At 43.4% G+C, this 15,906-nt stretch carries 17 protein-coding genes; 10 read left to right on the plus strand and 7 right to left on the minus strand.

What is annotated here, in order from left to right; all coding sequences use genetic code 11:
• Window positions 1-24: 24 nt before the first annotated feature.
• The 9 genes from QK890_RS08615 to QK890_RS08655 all read left to right on the plus strand — a co-directional run bounded on the left by QK890_RS08615 (window position 25) and on the right by QK890_RS08655 (window position 8,185).
• Window positions 25-540 carry an OmpH family outer membrane protein gene (locus tag QK890_RS08615; RefSeq protein WP_005778948.1) on the plus strand — a complete coding sequence of 172 codons (516 nt, stop codon included), beginning with the start codon at window positions 25-27 and terminating at the stop codon, window positions 538-540.
• Between the two features lie 57 nt (window positions 541-597).
• On the plus strand, window positions 598-1,107 hold the full coding sequence (locus tag QK890_RS08620; RefSeq protein WP_005810775.1) for an OmpH family outer membrane protein: 510 nt from the start codon (window positions 598-600) through the stop codon (window positions 1,105-1,107).
• A 104-nt stretch (window positions 1,108-1,211) separates the two neighbouring features.
• The gene (gene murI / locus QK890_RS08625) at window positions 1,212-2,054 is read left to right on the plus strand and encodes a glutamate racemase (protein WP_005778951.1); all 843 of its coding nucleotides are present in this window, start codon (window positions 1,212-1,214) and stop codon (window positions 2,052-2,054) included.
• A 76-nt stretch (window positions 2,055-2,130) separates the two neighbouring features.
• Window positions 2,131-2,367: a DUF2007-related protein gene (locus QK890_RS08630; protein ID WP_005778954.1), complete on the plus strand. Its 237-nt coding sequence runs from the start codon at window positions 2,131-2,133 to the stop codon at window positions 2,365-2,367.
• Between the two features lie 189 nt (window positions 2,368-2,556).
• Window positions 2,557-3,639, plus strand: coding sequence for a glutamate 5-kinase (proB, locus tag QK890_RS08635; RefSeq protein ID WP_005778957.1), 1,083 nt, complete (start codon window positions 2,557-2,559; stop codon window positions 3,637-3,639).
• 11 nt (window positions 3,640-3,650) lie between these two features.
• Window positions 3,651-4,898, plus strand: coding sequence for a glutamate-5-semialdehyde dehydrogenase (locus QK890_RS08640; protein ID WP_044299764.1), 1,248 nt, complete (start codon window positions 3,651-3,653; stop codon window positions 4,896-4,898).
• 490 nt (window positions 4,899-5,388) lie between these two features.
• Entirely contained in the window at window positions 5,389-6,411 is a 1,023-nt protein-coding gene (locus QK890_RS08645) for a L,D-transpeptidase (RefSeq protein WP_022011448.1), read from the plus strand.
• A 39-nt stretch (window positions 6,412-6,450) separates the two neighbouring features.
• Window positions 6,451-7,179: a murein L,D-transpeptidase catalytic domain family protein gene (locus QK890_RS08650; protein ID WP_032542932.1), complete on the plus strand. Its 729-nt coding sequence runs from the start codon at window positions 6,451-6,453 to the stop codon at window positions 7,177-7,179.
• 52 nt (window positions 7,180-7,231) lie between these two features.
• Window positions 7,232-8,185 carry an acetylornithine carbamoyltransferase gene (locus tag QK890_RS08655; protein WP_032540311.1) on the plus strand — a complete coding sequence of 318 codons (954 nt, stop codon included), beginning with the start codon at window positions 7,232-7,234 and terminating at the stop codon, window positions 8,183-8,185.
• 59 nt (window positions 8,186-8,244) lie between these two features.
• On the opposite strand, the gene QK890_RS08660 is transcribed toward QK890_RS08655, so the two are convergent.
• Entirely contained in the window at window positions 8,245-8,640 is a 396-nt protein-coding gene (locus QK890_RS08660; protein ID WP_032531766.1) for a rhodanese-like domain-containing protein, read from the minus strand.
• A 500-nt stretch (window positions 8,641-9,140) separates the two neighbouring features.
• Between QK890_RS08660 and QK890_RS08665 the strand changes: the two genes are divergently transcribed.
• Complete coding sequence (locus QK890_RS08665; protein WP_080594398.1) at window positions 9,141-9,356, plus strand: transposase; 216 nt, start codon at window positions 9,141-9,143, stop codon at window positions 9,354-9,356.
• A gap of 126 nt (window positions 9,357-9,482) precedes the next feature.
• Here the strand turns inward: QK890_RS08665 and QK890_RS08670 are convergent, their stop codons facing one another.
• From QK890_RS08670 to QK890_RS08695, 6 genes are all read right to left on the minus strand, one after another.
• Window positions 9,483-10,037 (minus strand): hypothetical protein, encoded by a 555-nt coding sequence (locus QK890_RS08670; protein WP_022011445.1) that lies wholly within the window; start codon window positions 10,035-10,037, stop codon window positions 9,483-9,485.
• Window positions 10,034-11,173, minus strand: coding sequence for a 6-bladed beta-propeller (locus tag QK890_RS08675; protein WP_005810790.1), 1,140 nt, complete (start codon window positions 11,171-11,173; stop codon window positions 10,034-10,036). Before QK890_RS08675 ends, QK890_RS08670 begins: the two co-directional genes overlap by 4 nt.
• A gap of 751 nt (window positions 11,174-11,924) precedes the next feature.
• Window positions 11,925-12,605, minus strand: coding sequence for a NigD-like protein (locus tag QK890_RS08680; protein WP_005810794.1), 681 nt, complete (start codon window positions 12,603-12,605; stop codon window positions 11,925-11,927).
• Window positions 12,602-13,750 (minus strand): 1-acyl-sn-glycerol-3-phosphate acyltransferase, encoded by a 1,149-nt coding sequence (locus QK890_RS08685; protein ID WP_005778973.1) that lies wholly within the window; start codon window positions 13,748-13,750, stop codon window positions 12,602-12,604. Before QK890_RS08685 ends, QK890_RS08680 begins: the two co-directional genes overlap by 4 nt.
• A gap of 99 nt (window positions 13,751-13,849) precedes the next feature.
• The gene (locus tag QK890_RS08690; RefSeq protein ID WP_005778975.1) at window positions 13,850-14,824 is read right to left on the minus strand and encodes a D-alanine--D-alanine ligase; all 975 of its coding nucleotides are present in this window, start codon (window positions 14,822-14,824) and stop codon (window positions 13,850-13,852) included.
• Window positions 14,821-15,894 carry an RluA family pseudouridine synthase gene (locus QK890_RS08695; protein WP_005810796.1) on the minus strand — a complete coding sequence of 358 codons (1,074 nt, stop codon included), beginning with the start codon at window positions 15,892-15,894 and terminating at the stop codon, window positions 14,821-14,823. The genes QK890_RS08690 and QK890_RS08695 overlap by 4 nt, the downstream gene beginning before the upstream one ends.
• Window positions 15,895-15,906: the final 12 nt, after the last annotated feature.

Genomic DNA, 15,906 nt, shown 5'->3' on the forward strand with positions numbered 1-15,906 from the left:
TTGTTTCATTAAAAACTAAGCGTTATGAAAAAGTCTGTTCTATTTATCATCTTGCTGTTTGCCGTAGGTATGACAGCTCAAGCACAAAAGTTTGCTCTGATCGATATGGAGTATATCCTGAAGAACATTCCGGCTTACGAACGTGCCAACGAACAATTGAACCAAGCCACCAAACAATGGCAGGGTGAAGTCGAAGTATTGGCAAAGGAAGCACAAACCATGTTTAAAGAATATCAAGCTGCATCTGCAAAGCTGACGGCTGCGCAGAAAACTCAAAAAGAAGATGCCATCGTAGAAAAAGAAAAGGCTGCCTCAGAGTTGAAACGGAAGTACTTTGGTCCCGAAGGCGAGCTTTTTAAGAAGAGAGAAGAACTGATGAAGCCCATTCAGGATGAAATATACAATGCAGTAAAAGTAGTAGCCGAAGAAAACGGCTACGCTGTAGTAGTGGACAGAGCCTCAGCTTCGAGCATTATTTTTGCCACTCCGCGCATTGATGTGAGCAATGAAGTGCTGGCGAAATTAGGATATTCAAATTAATTTCATACATTTGCAGCCGATAACTAAAAAGTAATCATTCAAATAAATAATAGAACTATGCTTAAAAAAATTGCACTTTTAATGATGCTGGTACTCCCGATGGGCGTATTCGCACAAAATCTTAAATTCGGTCACATCAATGCAATGGAAATTGTTTCGGCTATGCCGGAATACACCAAAGCACAATCTGAATTGCAGGCATTGAACAAACAACTCGGACAGGACCTTCAGAGAACTCAAGAAGAATTCAACAAAAAATATCAGGAGTTCATGCAGCAGAAAGACTCTCTTCCTACTGTGATTGCAGAAAGAAGACAAAAAGAGCTGGAAGACATGATGCAGAGACAAGAACAATTCCAGGCTAAGGCGCAACAGGATATGGAGAAAGCCAATAACGACCTGATGGCTCCGGTATACAAGAAGCTGGACGATGCTATCAAAGCAGTAGGCGCAGCAGAAGGTGTTATCTACATTTTCGACATGGCACGTACTCCGATACCTTACGTTAACGAAAATCAGAGCATCAACCTGACTCCGAAAGTAAAGACCCAATTGGGCATTAAATAAGAGTCGGAAGCTATAAAGTTACGAGCTACAAGCTACAAGTACTATGCGGAAAATACGCTACGACTTGTCACTTGTAGCTCGTAACATTTTAACCCATCTCCGTTATGAAACAATCCCTTTCCCAGAAACCCGGTCCTATCGGAGTATTCGACTCCGGATATGGCGGACTGACCATCCTGAGTAAAATCCGGGAGGCTCTTCCGGATTATGACTATATCTACCTGGGCGACAACGCCCGTACCCCTTACGGTACCCGTTCTTTTGAAATCGTATATGAATTTACCCTGCAGGCGGTTAACAAACTGTTTGAGATGGGTTGCCACTTAGTGATACTTGCCTGCAATACAGCTTCGGCCAAGGCATTAAGAACCATACAAATGAACAATCTTCCGGATATCGATCCCAGCCGAAGAGTCCTGGGAGTCATTCGTCCAACGGTAGAGTGCATCGGCAGCATAACCCAAACCCGCCATGTCGGAGTACTGGCCACAGCCGGCACCATCAAATCGGAATCGTATCCGCTCGAAATACATAAACTCTTTCCGGACATAAAAGTAAGTGGAGAAGCTTGCCCAATGTGGGTACCTCTGGTCGAAAACAACGAAGCCAATGGTGAGGGAACCGACTTTTTCATCCGTAAATACATCCACAACCTGCTTGCCAAAGACGGACAGATAGACACTATCATTTTGGGATGTACCCACTACCCGCTGCTGCTGCCCAAGATACAACAGTTCGTGCCCCAAAGTATGAAAGTGGTTGCACAGGGAGAATATGTAGCCGCCAGCCTGAAAGATTACCTCTACAGGCACCCCGAAATGGACCGGAAATGCACTCGGGGAGGCAGTTGCAGCTTTTGTACCACAGAAGCCGAAGATAAATTTATTGAATCGGCCTCAACATTCCTCAACCAAGACATTACGGTACAACGGATATCTTTGGAATAATCTATATGTAAAACAACATTATCCAGGTTCTTTTTGTTATATTTGTAGGAGATAACCACATAATATCCCTACCATTATGAAAGAAGATAAAGACACCCGCTTAGTAGAAGTCTTCACCGGTTCGCCTTGGGAAGCAGAGTTTACCAAAGGATTACTTGAAAGCAATGGAATAGAATCCATTCTGAAAGACGGAGGCGGCCTTGCGGCTCTGGCACCTTACTACATCGGACAGGAAATAGCCGTCCTCGTCAATGAAGACGATTACGAGCAGGCTATGGAAATAGTGAGAAACCGGGAAAAGGCGAACGAATAAATCACCCAACATTTTTTCTCCTCCCACGCAGACATGTCCGTCAGGCATACCCACGTGGGAGAGGTATGTACTACCGGCACCTAATCCCTCTCTTTAGGCAGCCGGATGATAAGACCTTTCATTTAATGTACCCCTTAGGTTACATTTCGACAAAAATCCATATATTTGTGCTTTCAAATCGTTAGCATAATGAAAAAGGAGTTTACACGAATAGCTGTAAAGGTGGGAAGTAACGTACTTACCCGGCAAGACGGAACGCTGGACGTCACTCGGATGTCTGCCCTAACCGACCAGATAGCTGCCCTGCATAAAGCCGGAATGGAAATCATTCTTATCTCTTCGGGGGCTGTCGCCTCAGGACGAAGTGAAATACGCACCCTCAGGAAACTCGACAGCGTTGACCAACGCCAGTTATTTTCTGCTGTAGGACAAGCCAAACTCATCAACCGATATTACGAATTGTTCCGTGATCACGGCATCGCCGTAGGCCAGGTACTCACCACCAAAGAGAATTTCGGTACCCGCCGGCATTACCTCAACCAGAAAAATTGCATGACGGTAATGCTCGAGAACGGAGTCATCCCCATTGTCAACGAAAACGATACCATCTCCGTCACCGAACTGATGTTCACGGACAACGACGAATTATCGGGACTCATCGCCTCAATGATGGATGCGCAGGCTCTTATCATCCTAAGCAATATTGACGGCATATACAACGGTTCTCCTGCCGATCCGGCTTCATCCGTGATACGGGAAATTGGGCAAGGGAAAGACCTGACAAACTATATCCAGACCAGCAAATCGAGTTTTGGGAGGGGTGGTATGCTGACTAAAACCAACATTGCCCGCAAAGTGGCAGACGAAGGTATTACCGTAATCATTGCCAACGGCAAACGTGACAATATACTCATCAACCTGACGGAACATCCGGAAGAAACCATTTGCACCCGTTTCATCCCCGCCCCACAGCCGGTGTCGAGTATCAAGAAATGGATAGCCCACAGCGAAGGCTTCGCCAAAGGAGAGATACACATCAATGAACAAGCCTCCGAAGTTTTGAACTCGGACAAGGCAGTCAGCATCCTTCCCATCGGAATCACCCGCATCGAAGGGGAGTTTGAGAAAGATGACATCGTGCGGATCATCGATAACCGGGGCGTTCCCATAGGTGTGGGCAAAGCCAACTGTGACTCGACACAAGCACGGGACGCCATCGGAAAACATGGAAAAAAAGCAGTAGTCCATTATGACTACCTTTATATCGAATAAACGAATTGCGTATGAACCTGAATGATACATTTGCTGCCGTACAAGCAGCCAGCCGTCGTTTAGCATTATTGCCCGACGAACAAATAAACCGGATATTGAACGCCGTAGCGGATGCTGCTTTGGCACAAACGCCGTATATCCTTTCCGAAAACCGGAAAGACCTGGATCGGATGTCACCCGACAATCCGAAATACGACCGGCTGAAACTGACCGAAGAACGGTTGAAAGGAATTTCCTCCGACATACGGAACGTAGCGACACTCCCCTCACCGCTGGGCAGGGTCCTGAAAGAAAGCATCCGGCCCAACGGAATGAAGCTGACAAAAGTAAGTGTGCCCTTCGGAGTTATCGGTATCATCTACGAAGCACGTCCTAACGTCAGTTTCGATGTCTTTTCGCTTTGCCTGAAAAGTGGTAACGCCTGTATTTTAAAAGGCGGTAGCGATGCCGACTTTTCGAATCGCGCCATCGTAGAAGTGATACATAATGTGCTCCGGCTGTTTGATGCAGACACCCACACCGTCGAGTTGCTGCCGGCTGACCGCGAAGCGACCAACGAACTTTTGCATGCCGCCGGATATGTAGATCTGCTTATTCCCCGCGGTAGCAGTAGCCTGATCAACTTCGTGCGACAGAATGCCACCATACCGGTGATAGAAACAGGTGCAGGCATCTGCCATACATATTTTGACGAATACGGAGACACTACTAAGGGAGCAGCCATCATTCACAACGCCAAAACACGCCGTGTCAGCGTCTGCAACGCACTCGATTGTGTGATCATTCATAAGAGCAGATTGTCCGACCTGCCTGCGCTATGCGAGAAGCTCAAAGCAAGCAATGTGACCATCTACGCTGATCCGTTGGCTTATCAGGCACTTGAAGGACATTATCCTGCCAAAGGATTGAAACCGGCTACACCCGAAAGTTTCGGAACAGAGTTCCTGGACTATAAAATGGCGATCAAGACAGTCTGTAGTTTTGAAGACGCACTCGGACATATTCAAGAGTACAGTTCCCGCCACAGCGAGAGCATCGTCACTGAAAATCGGGAACGCGCCGCCCTTTTTACCCGGATGGTAGATGCAGCATGTGTATATACCAATGTATCTACGGCGTTTACCGACGGAGCACAATTTGGGTTGGGAGCAGAGATCGGCATCAGTACACAGAAGTTGCACGCCCGTGGCCCGATGGGACTGGAAGAGATCACTTCCTACAAATGGATCATCGAAGGTGACGGACAAACGCGCCGATGATCTTTATTCAGGCGAAATCCGCAAAATAACCGGTTCAAAACTTGACTTTGCCCCCGGATTATGCTATCTTTGTAAATACAATCATACATTACATTCTATTTAGAATGCGATAAAAGGGAGAGGCCGCTGCCTCCCCCTTTCTTTTTTTCAAAGGCTGCATTTCCGAAAGACAGAGCCGGTGTTTCCCCTCAACAGAGCCGGTATTCCGTGCCGGAAGAGCCGGTGTTCCGGCCCAAAGACGGTTGCTTCCGGAGACGGAGACGGCATCTTCACCTTATTATCGCGGTTACATCCGGCATAACTCCTCCGCGCAAAATCCGAAAAGTATAAATAGTTTAATCCGGCAAGACCTCACGTTAAAGAAGTGTAAACTTGCTCTTGACAAAACAAAGGGCAAATATGCAAATTATTAATAATACGAAAACAAAACGCTTTGCTATTCCTTATAAAAAATATTATATTTGTAAATAAACCCTTAACCCATCCCATTATGAAGCAAACAGCCCATATATACTTGTTCTCCCTCCTCTTCCTTTTCTGCGCATGCAACAGAGAAAACAAAACAAATCCGCTACAGCCCGAAACGGTTACTGTAGCAGATTCACTGGAACAAACACCTCCCGAAGAGAAGCCCAAGGCTATCTCGGCAGAGCAGATAGAGATTGTGAAAGACCTGCTCTACGACAAATATACCCTTGAAGATACTTACCCGTACAAAGATACCACCCGCAGTTTCCAGTGGGATAAGATCAAAGAACGTCTGGCTCTGCTCGAAAATATCCAGCAAGAGCCCTCTCGATGGGGTATCCTGCAAAACTATAAGAATCGGAACGGTGAAGCCCCATTGGTGCGCCACTACAAACGGAATGCTTACAAACGCATTGCCGACACCCTGGGCATAGAGCGTTACCAGTCCGTTCCGCTCTATCTGCTCACCGATACACTGGTACCCGAACGTTATGGAGAAGACGGTTCGCTGGTACGTTTTCTGGCAGACGGAGAAAAGTTCGTCAAGGTATCTCCCATCTACATAGGCGAAGAGTGGTATGTACCCAAGAAATACGTCAAAGTACTCCCGGATACGACCCGTTTCACCAAAGCAATCATGATAGACCGGAGAGACCAGAACATAGCAACACTGGAACAAACCGGTGAGGCCCGATGGGCTGTACGCAGCATGAACCCCGCCACCACCGGACGACACCGCCCGCCGTATGCACAGGAAACCCCGTTAGGCATCTTCGTATTGCAGGAGAAAAAGGCACGTATGATATTCCTCAAAGACGGTTCTACCGCTACCGGAGGCTTTGCACCTTACGCAAGCCGGTTCTCGGACGGAGGATACATTCACGGAGTCCCGGTAAACGAGCCACGCAAAGCACTCATCGAGTACAGTCCGTCACTGGGCACCACCCCCCGTTCGCACATGTGTGTACGGAATGCCACCTCACATTCGAAGTTTATTTTCGACTGGGCACCTGTAAATGAGACAATTATTTTTGTTTTGGAATAGAAATCCGTATCTTTGCGCCGTTATTTTTCTCTGTTTCCTATGCAAAAAGTATTTCTATTTCTCCTGTTGTTTCTTCTTCCTTTGGCAGAAACACCCAGCCGTGTACCGGTCAGTGAACCTGTATCCGTTGCCTCCACTCCCGAAACGGACGAAGTGGATCAACTGTTCGACGATATGCACCTGGATGGTATCGTAAGCTATACAGCCTTCCGTCAGGCAGTCACCGGCTACCGGAAAATTGAGCAGAAAAGCAAGTCTATCATGACGCTGATAGACTTTTCTAAACCATCTACCGAGAAGCGCCTCTATGTGCTCGATATGAAAAACAAGAAATTGCTTTATACCTCTGTCGTATCACATGGCAGAAACAGCGGAGAGAACTATGCAACTTCTTTCTCCAATAAAAACGGTTCATACAAAAGTTCACTTGGCTTTTACCTGACAGAAAATACATATCAGGGGCGCAACGGCTACTCTCTGGTACTGAACGGACTGGAAAAAGGAATTAATGACCAAGCCAAACAACGTGCCATCGTGATGCACGGCGCCGCTTATGCCAACCCTAACATAGCCGCTTCTGCCGGCCGCCTGGGACGAAGCCTGGGTTGTCCTGCCCTGCCGCAGACACTTGCCAAACCGATAATCGACACGATTAAAAAGGGCAGTGTGCTCTTTATCTATGCTAACAATAAGGATTATCTGGCCAACAGCACTTTCCTGTCCCCACGGCAAACGGAGTATCTTTCATGGGCACAGTCTGCCAATTGAAAATTTTATCATACCTTTGCGGAAAGGTATATTCATTCTAACAAAGACAATTATGAAGAAATTTACTTGCGTACAAGACATCGGCGACCTGAAATCAGCCCTGGCCGAATCATTCGAGATCAAGAAAGACCGGTTTAAATATGTAGAACTGGGACGTAATAAAACCCTGTTGATGATCTTCTTTAACTCCAGCCTCCGCACCCGCCTCAGCACTCAGAAAGCTGCGCTTAACCTGGGTATGAACGTAATTGTGCTGGACATCAACCAGGGAGCCTGGAAGCTGGAAACGGAACGTGGCGTCATCATGGACGGCGACAAACCAGAGCATCTGTTGGAAGCCATTCCGGTCATGGGATGTTATTGCGACATTATCGGTGTACGTTCGTTTGCCCGCTTCGAGAACCGCGAGTACGACTATAACGAAGTAATCATCAATCAGTTTATACAACATTCCGGACGCCCGGTATTCTCCATGGAAGCGGCCACCCGCCATCCGTTGCAGAGCTTTGCCGATCTTATCACCATCGAAGAATATAAAAAGACTGCCCGTCCGAAAGTAGTAATGACCTGGGCACCGCATCCGCGTCCATTGCCACAGGCGGTCCCCAACTCGTTTGCCGAATGGATGAATGCCACTGACTATGAATTTGTCATCACCCACCCTGAAGGTTATGAACTCGACCCGGAGTTTGTAGGAAACGCACGGGTAGAATATGACCAGATGAAAGCATTCGAAGGAGCCGACTTTATATATGCCAAGAACTGGGCAGCCTACACAGGTGACAACTACGGACAGATTTTGAGTACAGACCGCAACTGGACCGTAGGCGAACGCCAAATGGCCGTAACCAACAACGCCTACTTCATGCATTGCCTTCCGGTAAGACGGAACATGATTGTGACGGACGATGTTATCGAGAGCCCGCAATCCATTGTGATCCCAGAAGCTGCAAACCGCGAAATATCAGCAACAGTAGTATTGAAAAGACTGTTGGAAAATCTATAATAACAATGAACGATCAACGATGAACAGGGTTGCACATGATTGCTGTTCATCGTTGATCGTTATTTCTCTACTTTCTCTCCCGCTTCCTGCCAGGCATTAAATCCCTTATCCAGTTCGTAAACTTTATAACCTTTCTCACTGAGGATGACAGCCGCTTTCTTGCTGCGCTTACCACTACGGCAATACAAAGCTACCGGCTTATCTTTCTGAAGCGTAGAGTCTGCCATAGCGGCAAACGAATCATCAAGCACATTGATATTGATAGTCCCCGGGATATGGCCTTCAGAGTACTCGGCCATTGTACGGACATCCAACCGCTGTACGCTCTCGTCCTGAATCAGTGAAGCAAACTCCTTTACCGGCACTGTCTTGAAATCCCCTTTCGACTGCTGGCAAGAAAAGAGAGATGACAATAAAAACCATATTCCCATAAGCATTGAATTCATTTTCGACATATAATTTAGTAATTGTTTGATTCTATAACGACGTGAGTTCAACAGGATTTAATCGTTTGATTATTTGATAAATAACAATAATACCCGCAAAGTTATAATGCTTAATTATAACATTTTCAAGTCTCTTATCGCTATGTTTGCTGAAAACAAAGTTATTGAAATATTCTGTTTAACAAATGATTTCTGTTAGTTTTTTGATACCCTGTTGAAAAATATAACATAAATTCTGAAACACTTCTCAAAAGCAGAAATATCACCAAAATCCAAGAATGCCGTAGGTGATTCAATTCTCATTATGTTTCATACCTTAGATTACAGACGTTTGGAACATTATTATCAGCAATATGTATACACACATTTGACTCACCTGTTTCTCCATCTGATTTCCTATGATCATTATCGAAAACAAAGGACATATAATCAAAAACTCCTCAAAAAGTTGTTTATTAACTGAATACAATTGATTACCCTACTCAACAGCAACACACCGGAGAACACCTATGAGCATTCACGACAGAATATTGCTCAAGAAAAAATCTATCACCGAAACTATCAATGATGAACTAAAGAACATCGTCCAAATAGGGCATTCCAAACATAAGCTTTTCAAATCTTGTTGTAAATCTACTGAGCAGCATTGCTGCATATTGTTTCTTTCCCCAAAGTTGATTGTCAACATCGAAAGAGATGTCAATAATTCGATTACCATATTTTAACAATACCCATTGTGTTTACATCAAGTTATCCCATAATAATCAAGAAGTTAGGAAACAATATTTAATTAAAGCCCAATATATTATATTACAATTTTACAACTCAGAAATTATTCCTCAAACAAGTTCCTAGAAATATCGTTTTTTCATTGTTTTCAGATAAATATCTGTATAATTAGGGAATTTTTTTTCAGGTATAAAAAGATGTTGGACCTTTCCATTTATCAGCAAAAAATAACATACATACATGGAGCCTTCTATTTTTAATCCACTTTTTTTCTTACCAAGATTTATTGTCCCTTCCTCACTAAATTTCATTTTAGGATTAAAATCAGAAGTTAAAAACCATACACATTGCCCCATATCAGTAGGCTCAAAGGACTCTTTTATCTTATTTAAAGCATACTCAACACAAATGCCACATGATTGAGCAGAATAATAGCAGACAAATACTGTATCTAAATGAATCCAAGGCAAATCTAACTCTAAACCATTATTCATACTGGCCTCATAAATATTATCCTCAATATACATTCTCTCTATTCCAAAGTCAGGATTATCTTCTTCTTTTGGTTTCTGAGTAATATTTGCGCACATAAATAATATTATAACTGTTATTATTAAAATCGAAAAAGCCATCAAAAGGCCAGAAAACAAAATCACTTTTATTCTCATTTCTGTCATTTAAATGTATATTTAATTATTATTGGATTATCGTCAAAAGTTACAGTTTCAAATTTCAATCGGTCTCTACTATTAAGTACATCTGGATTCAATGCAAAATTTAGTTCCCGAGGGCTTACATAAAAGTAGAGATAATTATTATCCATTAAAAACGGGAAACAGTCACACCCCTCCTTCAAAGAATTAAATGTGAGACAGGTCCCTTCTTTTTTATTTAATATCAAATGGTAATATCTCTTCTTCAGTCTAAAACGAGTTATATAATAATCAGAATTCTCACCATAAGCTAAAAAACATGTTGCATAATGGCTACTTACGTTACGACTATGATTAACATAAAATTCGATCGACTCCTCTTTAAGAGTCGAAATATCAAAATTATATTCCATAAAATTCCATTGAAATCTAGGTTTCAGAGTTCCATCTTCACAAATGGTAAATACATCGCCATTATAAGCTTGCACAAAGCAAACAGTATCATTATGCATATAAAATGGACTATAAGAATGATGATAAGGGGTATTAGTAAAAATAAAACTTGGTACATCATAATTCTCAGAAGTTATTTTTTTCTCTTTTATATCATAAAGCATAATCTTATTACCTTCTTTTGTGTTACTAAAGAAAACATATTTGTCGGGAGATAAATTTGCAAAATAGTTAATAGAATGTACTGTTTTGGGTAAATTTACACGCTGCTTAAAAAATTCCCCAGAATGATCATAAATATTAATATATCCCATAGCAGACATTAATTCCAAATTTTGGTTATAAGGATTAAAACTGAAATCATATAATAAAGTATACTCTTCTGGAGCAGAGCCTAATTTATTAATCTTATCTAAATATTTGCCACAAGAGTCAAATTTAAAGATTGTATTTTGAGTGTAATCTAAAACATAATAATTTCCATCATTCACTAAAATTTTTCTTAGAGGATAGCCTAATGCAGACTCCTCAGTCATCTCTAAAGGAATTATTTCCACCTTAGAAAAAATATCATAGATAGAAACTACATTATTTTTATCTATATTTACTGTCTTTATGCCCTTTACATCTCTTGGAGTGATTGTAGACGAACGCCTACATGCTGCAAGTCCCATTGCTATAATAATAAAAACAAGTATATTTTTCATAATTTAAGCCTCAGAGAAATAAATATTAAAACAATTTGAGTAAAAAGCTATAATACATTAGCACATTGTATATTAACACTTTTTACTCAAATTCATAGTTTCTGCTCTCAAAAGTTATACATAACCCTCAAAATCATTTTATATCGATACGTTTAGATCCCCCCTATTATTGTACAAAAATTCACTAAGTTAACATACCAAGAACTACAATAGTCGCTTTGATATCCAGTAAAAGTACAAAAGAAGTAACAAGTACCATATAATCCCTCTTGATATCCCATTTTGAAACAAGTACCAGAACTACCTCCACTACAAGTTACTTCAACAGGGCCAATAACCTCAGCATAAGATAGCTGTTCCACGCCAACCAAAGAAAACAAATCGGAATTCACATTCTGAGTTCTTGATATAGAGACTCCCAATGTGATAACCATAATAAATAACAAAACACTCCCCAATTAAATGTTCTTTTTCATAAGCTTCTTTTTTAAGATTAATCAAATATCGTTTAATGGTCACAATATACACATAAATAAACTAATAAAATATTATTTTATATAATATTTTATTAGTTTTAATAAATTCTCAAGACATGGTGAAATGAGAACACAAAATAAGAATAATATCTAAAGTCGTTTAATAACAAAAACGCTTTCCAATATCACTTAAATATACTCCACCCAATACAATCATACACATCTCTACAGAATTAAATAATAAATTCAAAACACAACTTTTTAGTAATTAATGATTAGTGACTGGGTACGTACTCAAACTGATAGGTCTTCACCTTCCCGTCATACGTATGCAAGCTGAAATAAATCATTGCCGGTTCGGCAGCACTTGCCGCATACCGGCCCAACGGTACCGAGACATAAGCCCGCTTGGTATAGGCTTCCATATCTCCTCCATTATCATGATAGAGCATCAAACGGACAGTTAACCGCCCTGTTACGGCATCCCTCACAACGGACTCTTCAATGAAATGGAACCTGTGTTTCTCACTTTGTGCTTTGATGGAGAGGGTCATATTCAGAAAATCACGCCCCATCCAGATACTCAGCACATCAACCGGGTCCAGTTTCAAACCATTTCCGAACTCCGCAGCGGGTACCGGGGCAGGAGATACAGTATTGGCCAATGCATAAATCCGCACCTCCTTCTGCCCACCGGCGGACGAGATTACTTCATAATTACTCACCACGCGGCTACTTCCATTCGGGAATAATTCCGTCCGGGTGCGGTCTTCTGCCACCACCAGACGCTCTCCCTTATCCGTTACCAATGTTTGCAAAGTACCGTCTGCTCCCGCCTCAGCGGTCAGAAACTCCAGTTTCACAGGAGGGTAAGAGGCTCCCTCTTCTTCATTACAGGAGATCAGGAAAGCAGAGAGCAATACAAGTCGGGCGATATGCAGCACCCATATTCTCATTGACGTGCAGCTAAGTAATTCACAAGCGGATTAGCATACATCAGCAACAACTTTTCACGCAAGAATGGAATATCCTTATCGGGTATCTCAATCTTTCCAAGCTGTTTCTCCATATAGGCTTCGAAACGTTGTTTGTCGGCCAATGTATAATGGGACTCAAAATCATTTTTGCCGGTCAGCAAGTCATGAGCCACATAATTGCCCGGGTAGAGTCGATAATTGCCATGAATGCGTTCGTCGATCCATGTAGAGATGCGTGTAAACAACTCAGGCTTAGGCAAAGAACGATCCACTGTCGAAAGCAAATCATTGAGGCAGGCCCCGGTCTGGAAGTGTACCTTACCTTTATAACCAAACAGACCGGTCTGCATATTTTTCAGATCGTCTTCCATGGTCTTCTTATACCCCTCTATATCACGTTTCAACTGGAACTCCTGTGCTTTCAGGTAATCGCAAGGATCATATTCGTAAGAAATAGCAAGAGGAGCAATATTCATCTCCATCAGACGATCCACTACATCACCCTCTCCACCCATCGCAAGCATCTTGAGCACACTGTCCTGAGTGCGGTCATTGGAGTCCTTGGCACGTCCTTCACGCTGTGCAATCCAGATGGACTGGTTCTTTTGACCAATCGTATAGTGCATATAACGGGACATACGTGCCGATGATTCAAGCATTTGCCGCATAGTCAGTGCGCGCTGTACGATAAATGATTTATTGACCCGGACAAACTTTTTGATCCACGGATAAATCAGCAGGTTATCACCAATGGCAATTTCCACCGTATCCATCCCCTGGTCGACTAACAGTACCGACAAGAAGCCGGAATCGAGGATTATATCCCGGTGATTCGAAATGTATGTGTATGCCTTACTCTTGTCCGGAATAGCCGTATGATCTAATGAGATACCATCAGTACACTCCCCCGCCAGTTTCCACAGCAGACCGTAACAGAAGGTCTTCTGAAATTCCAGTTTCGTTTTGCAGGCACGCATCTTTTGTGCCAACATCTCAAAGGGAACATCCGGTATCACCCCGGCAACCACTTTCTGAAAAGCCGGATCGGCAATCAGTTCTTCGAAAACTCCGGGGAGCTCTTCGTCGTTGTAAGGACGGATTTCATCAAACTCGGTTGTATTCATAGCTTTCATTCTTTGTATAAGCTACGAGAGCCACGCTATCTTATACCACACCAAACTTGCGGTTTGTGCAGCCTGTAGCCCATTGCTCACAGCTTACAGTTAAAATTTATTCTCAATAATATCAGTCATTACATCTTTTATATCCATTCCGGCAGCACGCACCTGTTGGGGAATGAAGCTGGTAGCGGTCATACCCGGTGTGGTATTCACCTCCAAAAGATTAATCTTTTCACCTTCCGTAATGATATAGTCTACGCGGATAATGCCCGAACATCCCAATATATCATAGATAGCCGAAGTCAATGCCTGTACCCGTTTGGTCAGTTCTTCCGATACACGTGCCGGAGTGATTTCGTCTACTTGTCCGTTGTACTTCGCATCGTAATCGAAAAACTCATTATGCGTCACTACCTCAGTCAACGGGAAAACGACCGATTTTTCTTTCGTCTTATAACAACCGCAAGTCAATTCTGTTCCGGCCATAAAAGCTTCTATCATTACCTCTTCCGCTTCGCCGAAAGCTTTAGCGATGGCCGGCTGAATTTGTTCGCGCGTTTTTACCTTTGTCACTCCAAAACTGGACCCTCCTAAATTGGGTTTGATGAAGCAAGGCAGACCGATCTTCTCTATCACATCCTCATCGGAAACAGTCTGTCCCTGACGCAACAACAATGATTCGGAGATACGTACGCCAAATGCCTTGAGATACTGGTTGCAGACAAACTTATCGTAAGTGATGGCAGCAGCCAATACACCACAACACGAATACGGAATGCGCATCATGTCGAAATACCCCTGCAAACGTCCGTCTTCACCCGGCGTCCCATGAATGGTGATATAGGCAAAGTCGAATACAACCTTCTCCGCCCCATTCATAAAACTAAAGTCGTTTCTGTCTACCGGCGTTTTACTTCCGTCCGGCAACTGCACTTCCCAGCGACGGCCTTCCATTTCTACGATGTACAAATTATACTTCTCCTTATCAATGAAGGAGTAAATGCCCTGTGCACTACGCAGGGAAACTACGATTTCGGAGGTATCGCCTCCTGCCACGATGGCAATGTTGCGTTTCATTCTAAATCTCTGTTGCTAATATAGCCTCGCCACTTCTCTATCAACCGGGTCATATCATCCGGCAACTCCGAAGTGAAATGCATCTCTTCACCAGTGACGGGATGCACAAACCCCAGCGTCATGGCGTGCAAGGCCTGCCGCGGACAAGTGTCGAAGCAATTGTTTACAAATTGTTTGTATTTACTAAAGTGAGTTCCCTTCAGGATTTCGTGACCTCCATACCGTTCGTCATTAAAGAGTACGTGACCGATATGCTTCATGTGTACGCGTATCTGGTGCGTACGCCCTGTTTCAAGAATACATTCCACCAGAGTGACATATCCCAGACGCTCAAGTACCCGGTAATGGGTGACAGCATGTTTTCCTTGAGCCGGGTCGGGCATAACGGCCATTTGCATCCGGTCTTTCGGATTACGGGCGATACTCCCCACGATGGTACCTTCGTCCTGATCGACAATTCCCCATACGAGTGCACGGTATCTGCGTTTGGTAGTCTTGTTGAAAAACTGAATGCCCAAATTGGTTTTGGCATCCGGAGTTTTAGCAATGACCAGTAACCCCGAAGTATCTTTATCGATGCGATGTACCAATCCCACATGAGGGTCGTTAGCATCATAGTCCGGATTATCTTTCAGATGCCAGGCGATGGCATTGACCAATGTACCATGATAGTTTCCGTGTCCGGGGTGCACAACCAGCCCGGCAGGCTTGTTCACCACCATCAGGTATTTGTCTTCGTAGACAATATTCAAGGGAATGTCTTCAGGAATAATCTCATTATCGTAGCGGGGACGATCCATCATCACCGTAATCACATCCAGCGGTTTCACCTTATAGCTACTCTTCACGGGCTTGCCGTTAGCCATGACAAAACCGTCTTCAGCAGCCTTCTGTATGCGATTGCGCGAAGCATTGACGATGCGTTCAAACAAATATTTATCTACCCGGACCATCGCCTGCCCTTTGTCCACTACCACACGGAAATGCTCGTAGAGCTGGTTCTCATCACCTACAGGTTCTATATCATCCAATTCGTCCTGTTCAAGTTCGTCAGGCAATTCTTCTATCATGCGTTTTTTCTA

The organism is Bacteroides sp. NGMCC 1.200775 (assembly GCF_040798045.1).
Classification (GTDB): domain Bacteria; phylum Bacteroidota; class Bacteroidia; order Bacteroidales; family Bacteroidaceae; genus Bacteroides; species Bacteroides hominis.

What these genes read in the sequence shown, in the direction of transcription:
- QK890_RS08615 (WP_005778948.1), top strand. Translation starts at nt 25, where the DNA reads ATGAAAAAGTCTGTTCTATTTATCATCTTGCTGTTTGCCGTAGGTATG.
- QK890_RS08620 (WP_005810775.1), top strand. Translation starts at nt 598, where the DNA reads ATGCTTAAAAAAATTGCACTTTTAATGATGCTGGTACTCCCGATGGGC.
- murI (WP_005778951.1), top strand. Translation starts at nt 1,212, where the DNA reads ATGAAACAATCCCTTTCCCAGAAACCCGGTCCTATCGGAGTATTCGAC.
- QK890_RS08630 (WP_005778954.1), top strand. Translation starts at nt 2,131, where the DNA reads ATGAAAGAAGATAAAGACACCCGCTTAGTAGAAGTCTTCACCGGTTCG.
- proB (WP_005778957.1), top strand. Translation starts at nt 2,557, where the DNA reads ATGAAAAAGGAGTTTACACGAATAGCTGTAAAGGTGGGAAGTAACGTA.
- QK890_RS08640 (WP_044299764.1), top strand. Translation starts at nt 3,651, where the DNA reads ATGAACCTGAATGATACATTTGCTGCCGTACAAGCAGCCAGCCGTCGT.
- QK890_RS08645 (WP_022011448.1), top strand. Translation starts at nt 5,389, where the DNA reads ATGAAGCAAACAGCCCATATATACTTGTTCTCCCTCCTCTTCCTTTTC.
- QK890_RS08650 (WP_032542932.1), top strand. Translation starts at nt 6,451, where the DNA reads ATGCAAAAAGTATTTCTATTTCTCCTGTTGTTTCTTCTTCCTTTGGCA.
- QK890_RS08655 (WP_032540311.1), top strand. Translation starts at nt 7,232, where the DNA reads ATGAAGAAATTTACTTGCGTACAAGACATCGGCGACCTGAAATCAGCC.
- QK890_RS08660 (WP_032531766.1), bottom strand. Translation starts at nt 8,640, where the DNA reads ATGTCGAAAATGAATTCAATGCTTATGGGAATATGGTTTTTATTGTCA.
- QK890_RS08665 (WP_080594398.1), top strand. Translation starts at nt 9,141, where the DNA reads ATGAGCATTCACGACAGAATATTGCTCAAGAAAAAATCTATCACCGAA.
- QK890_RS08670 (WP_022011445.1), bottom strand. Translation starts at nt 10,037, where the DNA reads ATGACAGAAATGAGAATAAAAGTGATTTTGTTTTCTGGCCTTTTGATG.
- QK890_RS08675 (WP_005810790.1), bottom strand. Translation starts at nt 11,173, where the DNA reads ATGAAAAATATACTTGTTTTTATTATTATAGCAATGGGACTTGCAGCA.
- QK890_RS08680 (WP_005810794.1), bottom strand. Translation starts at nt 12,605, where the DNA reads ATGAGAATATGGGTGCTGCATATCGCCCGACTTGTATTGCTCTCTGCT.
- QK890_RS08685 (WP_005778973.1), bottom strand. Translation starts at nt 13,750, where the DNA reads ATGAATACAACCGAGTTTGATGAAATCCGTCCTTACAACGACGAAGAG.
- QK890_RS08690 (WP_005778975.1), bottom strand. Translation starts at nt 14,824, where the DNA reads ATGAAACGCAACATTGCCATCGTGGCAGGAGGCGATACCTCCGAAATC.
- QK890_RS08695 (WP_005810796.1), bottom strand. Translation starts at nt 15,894, where the DNA reads ATGATAGAAGAATTGCCTGACGAACTTGAACAGGACGAATTGGATGAT.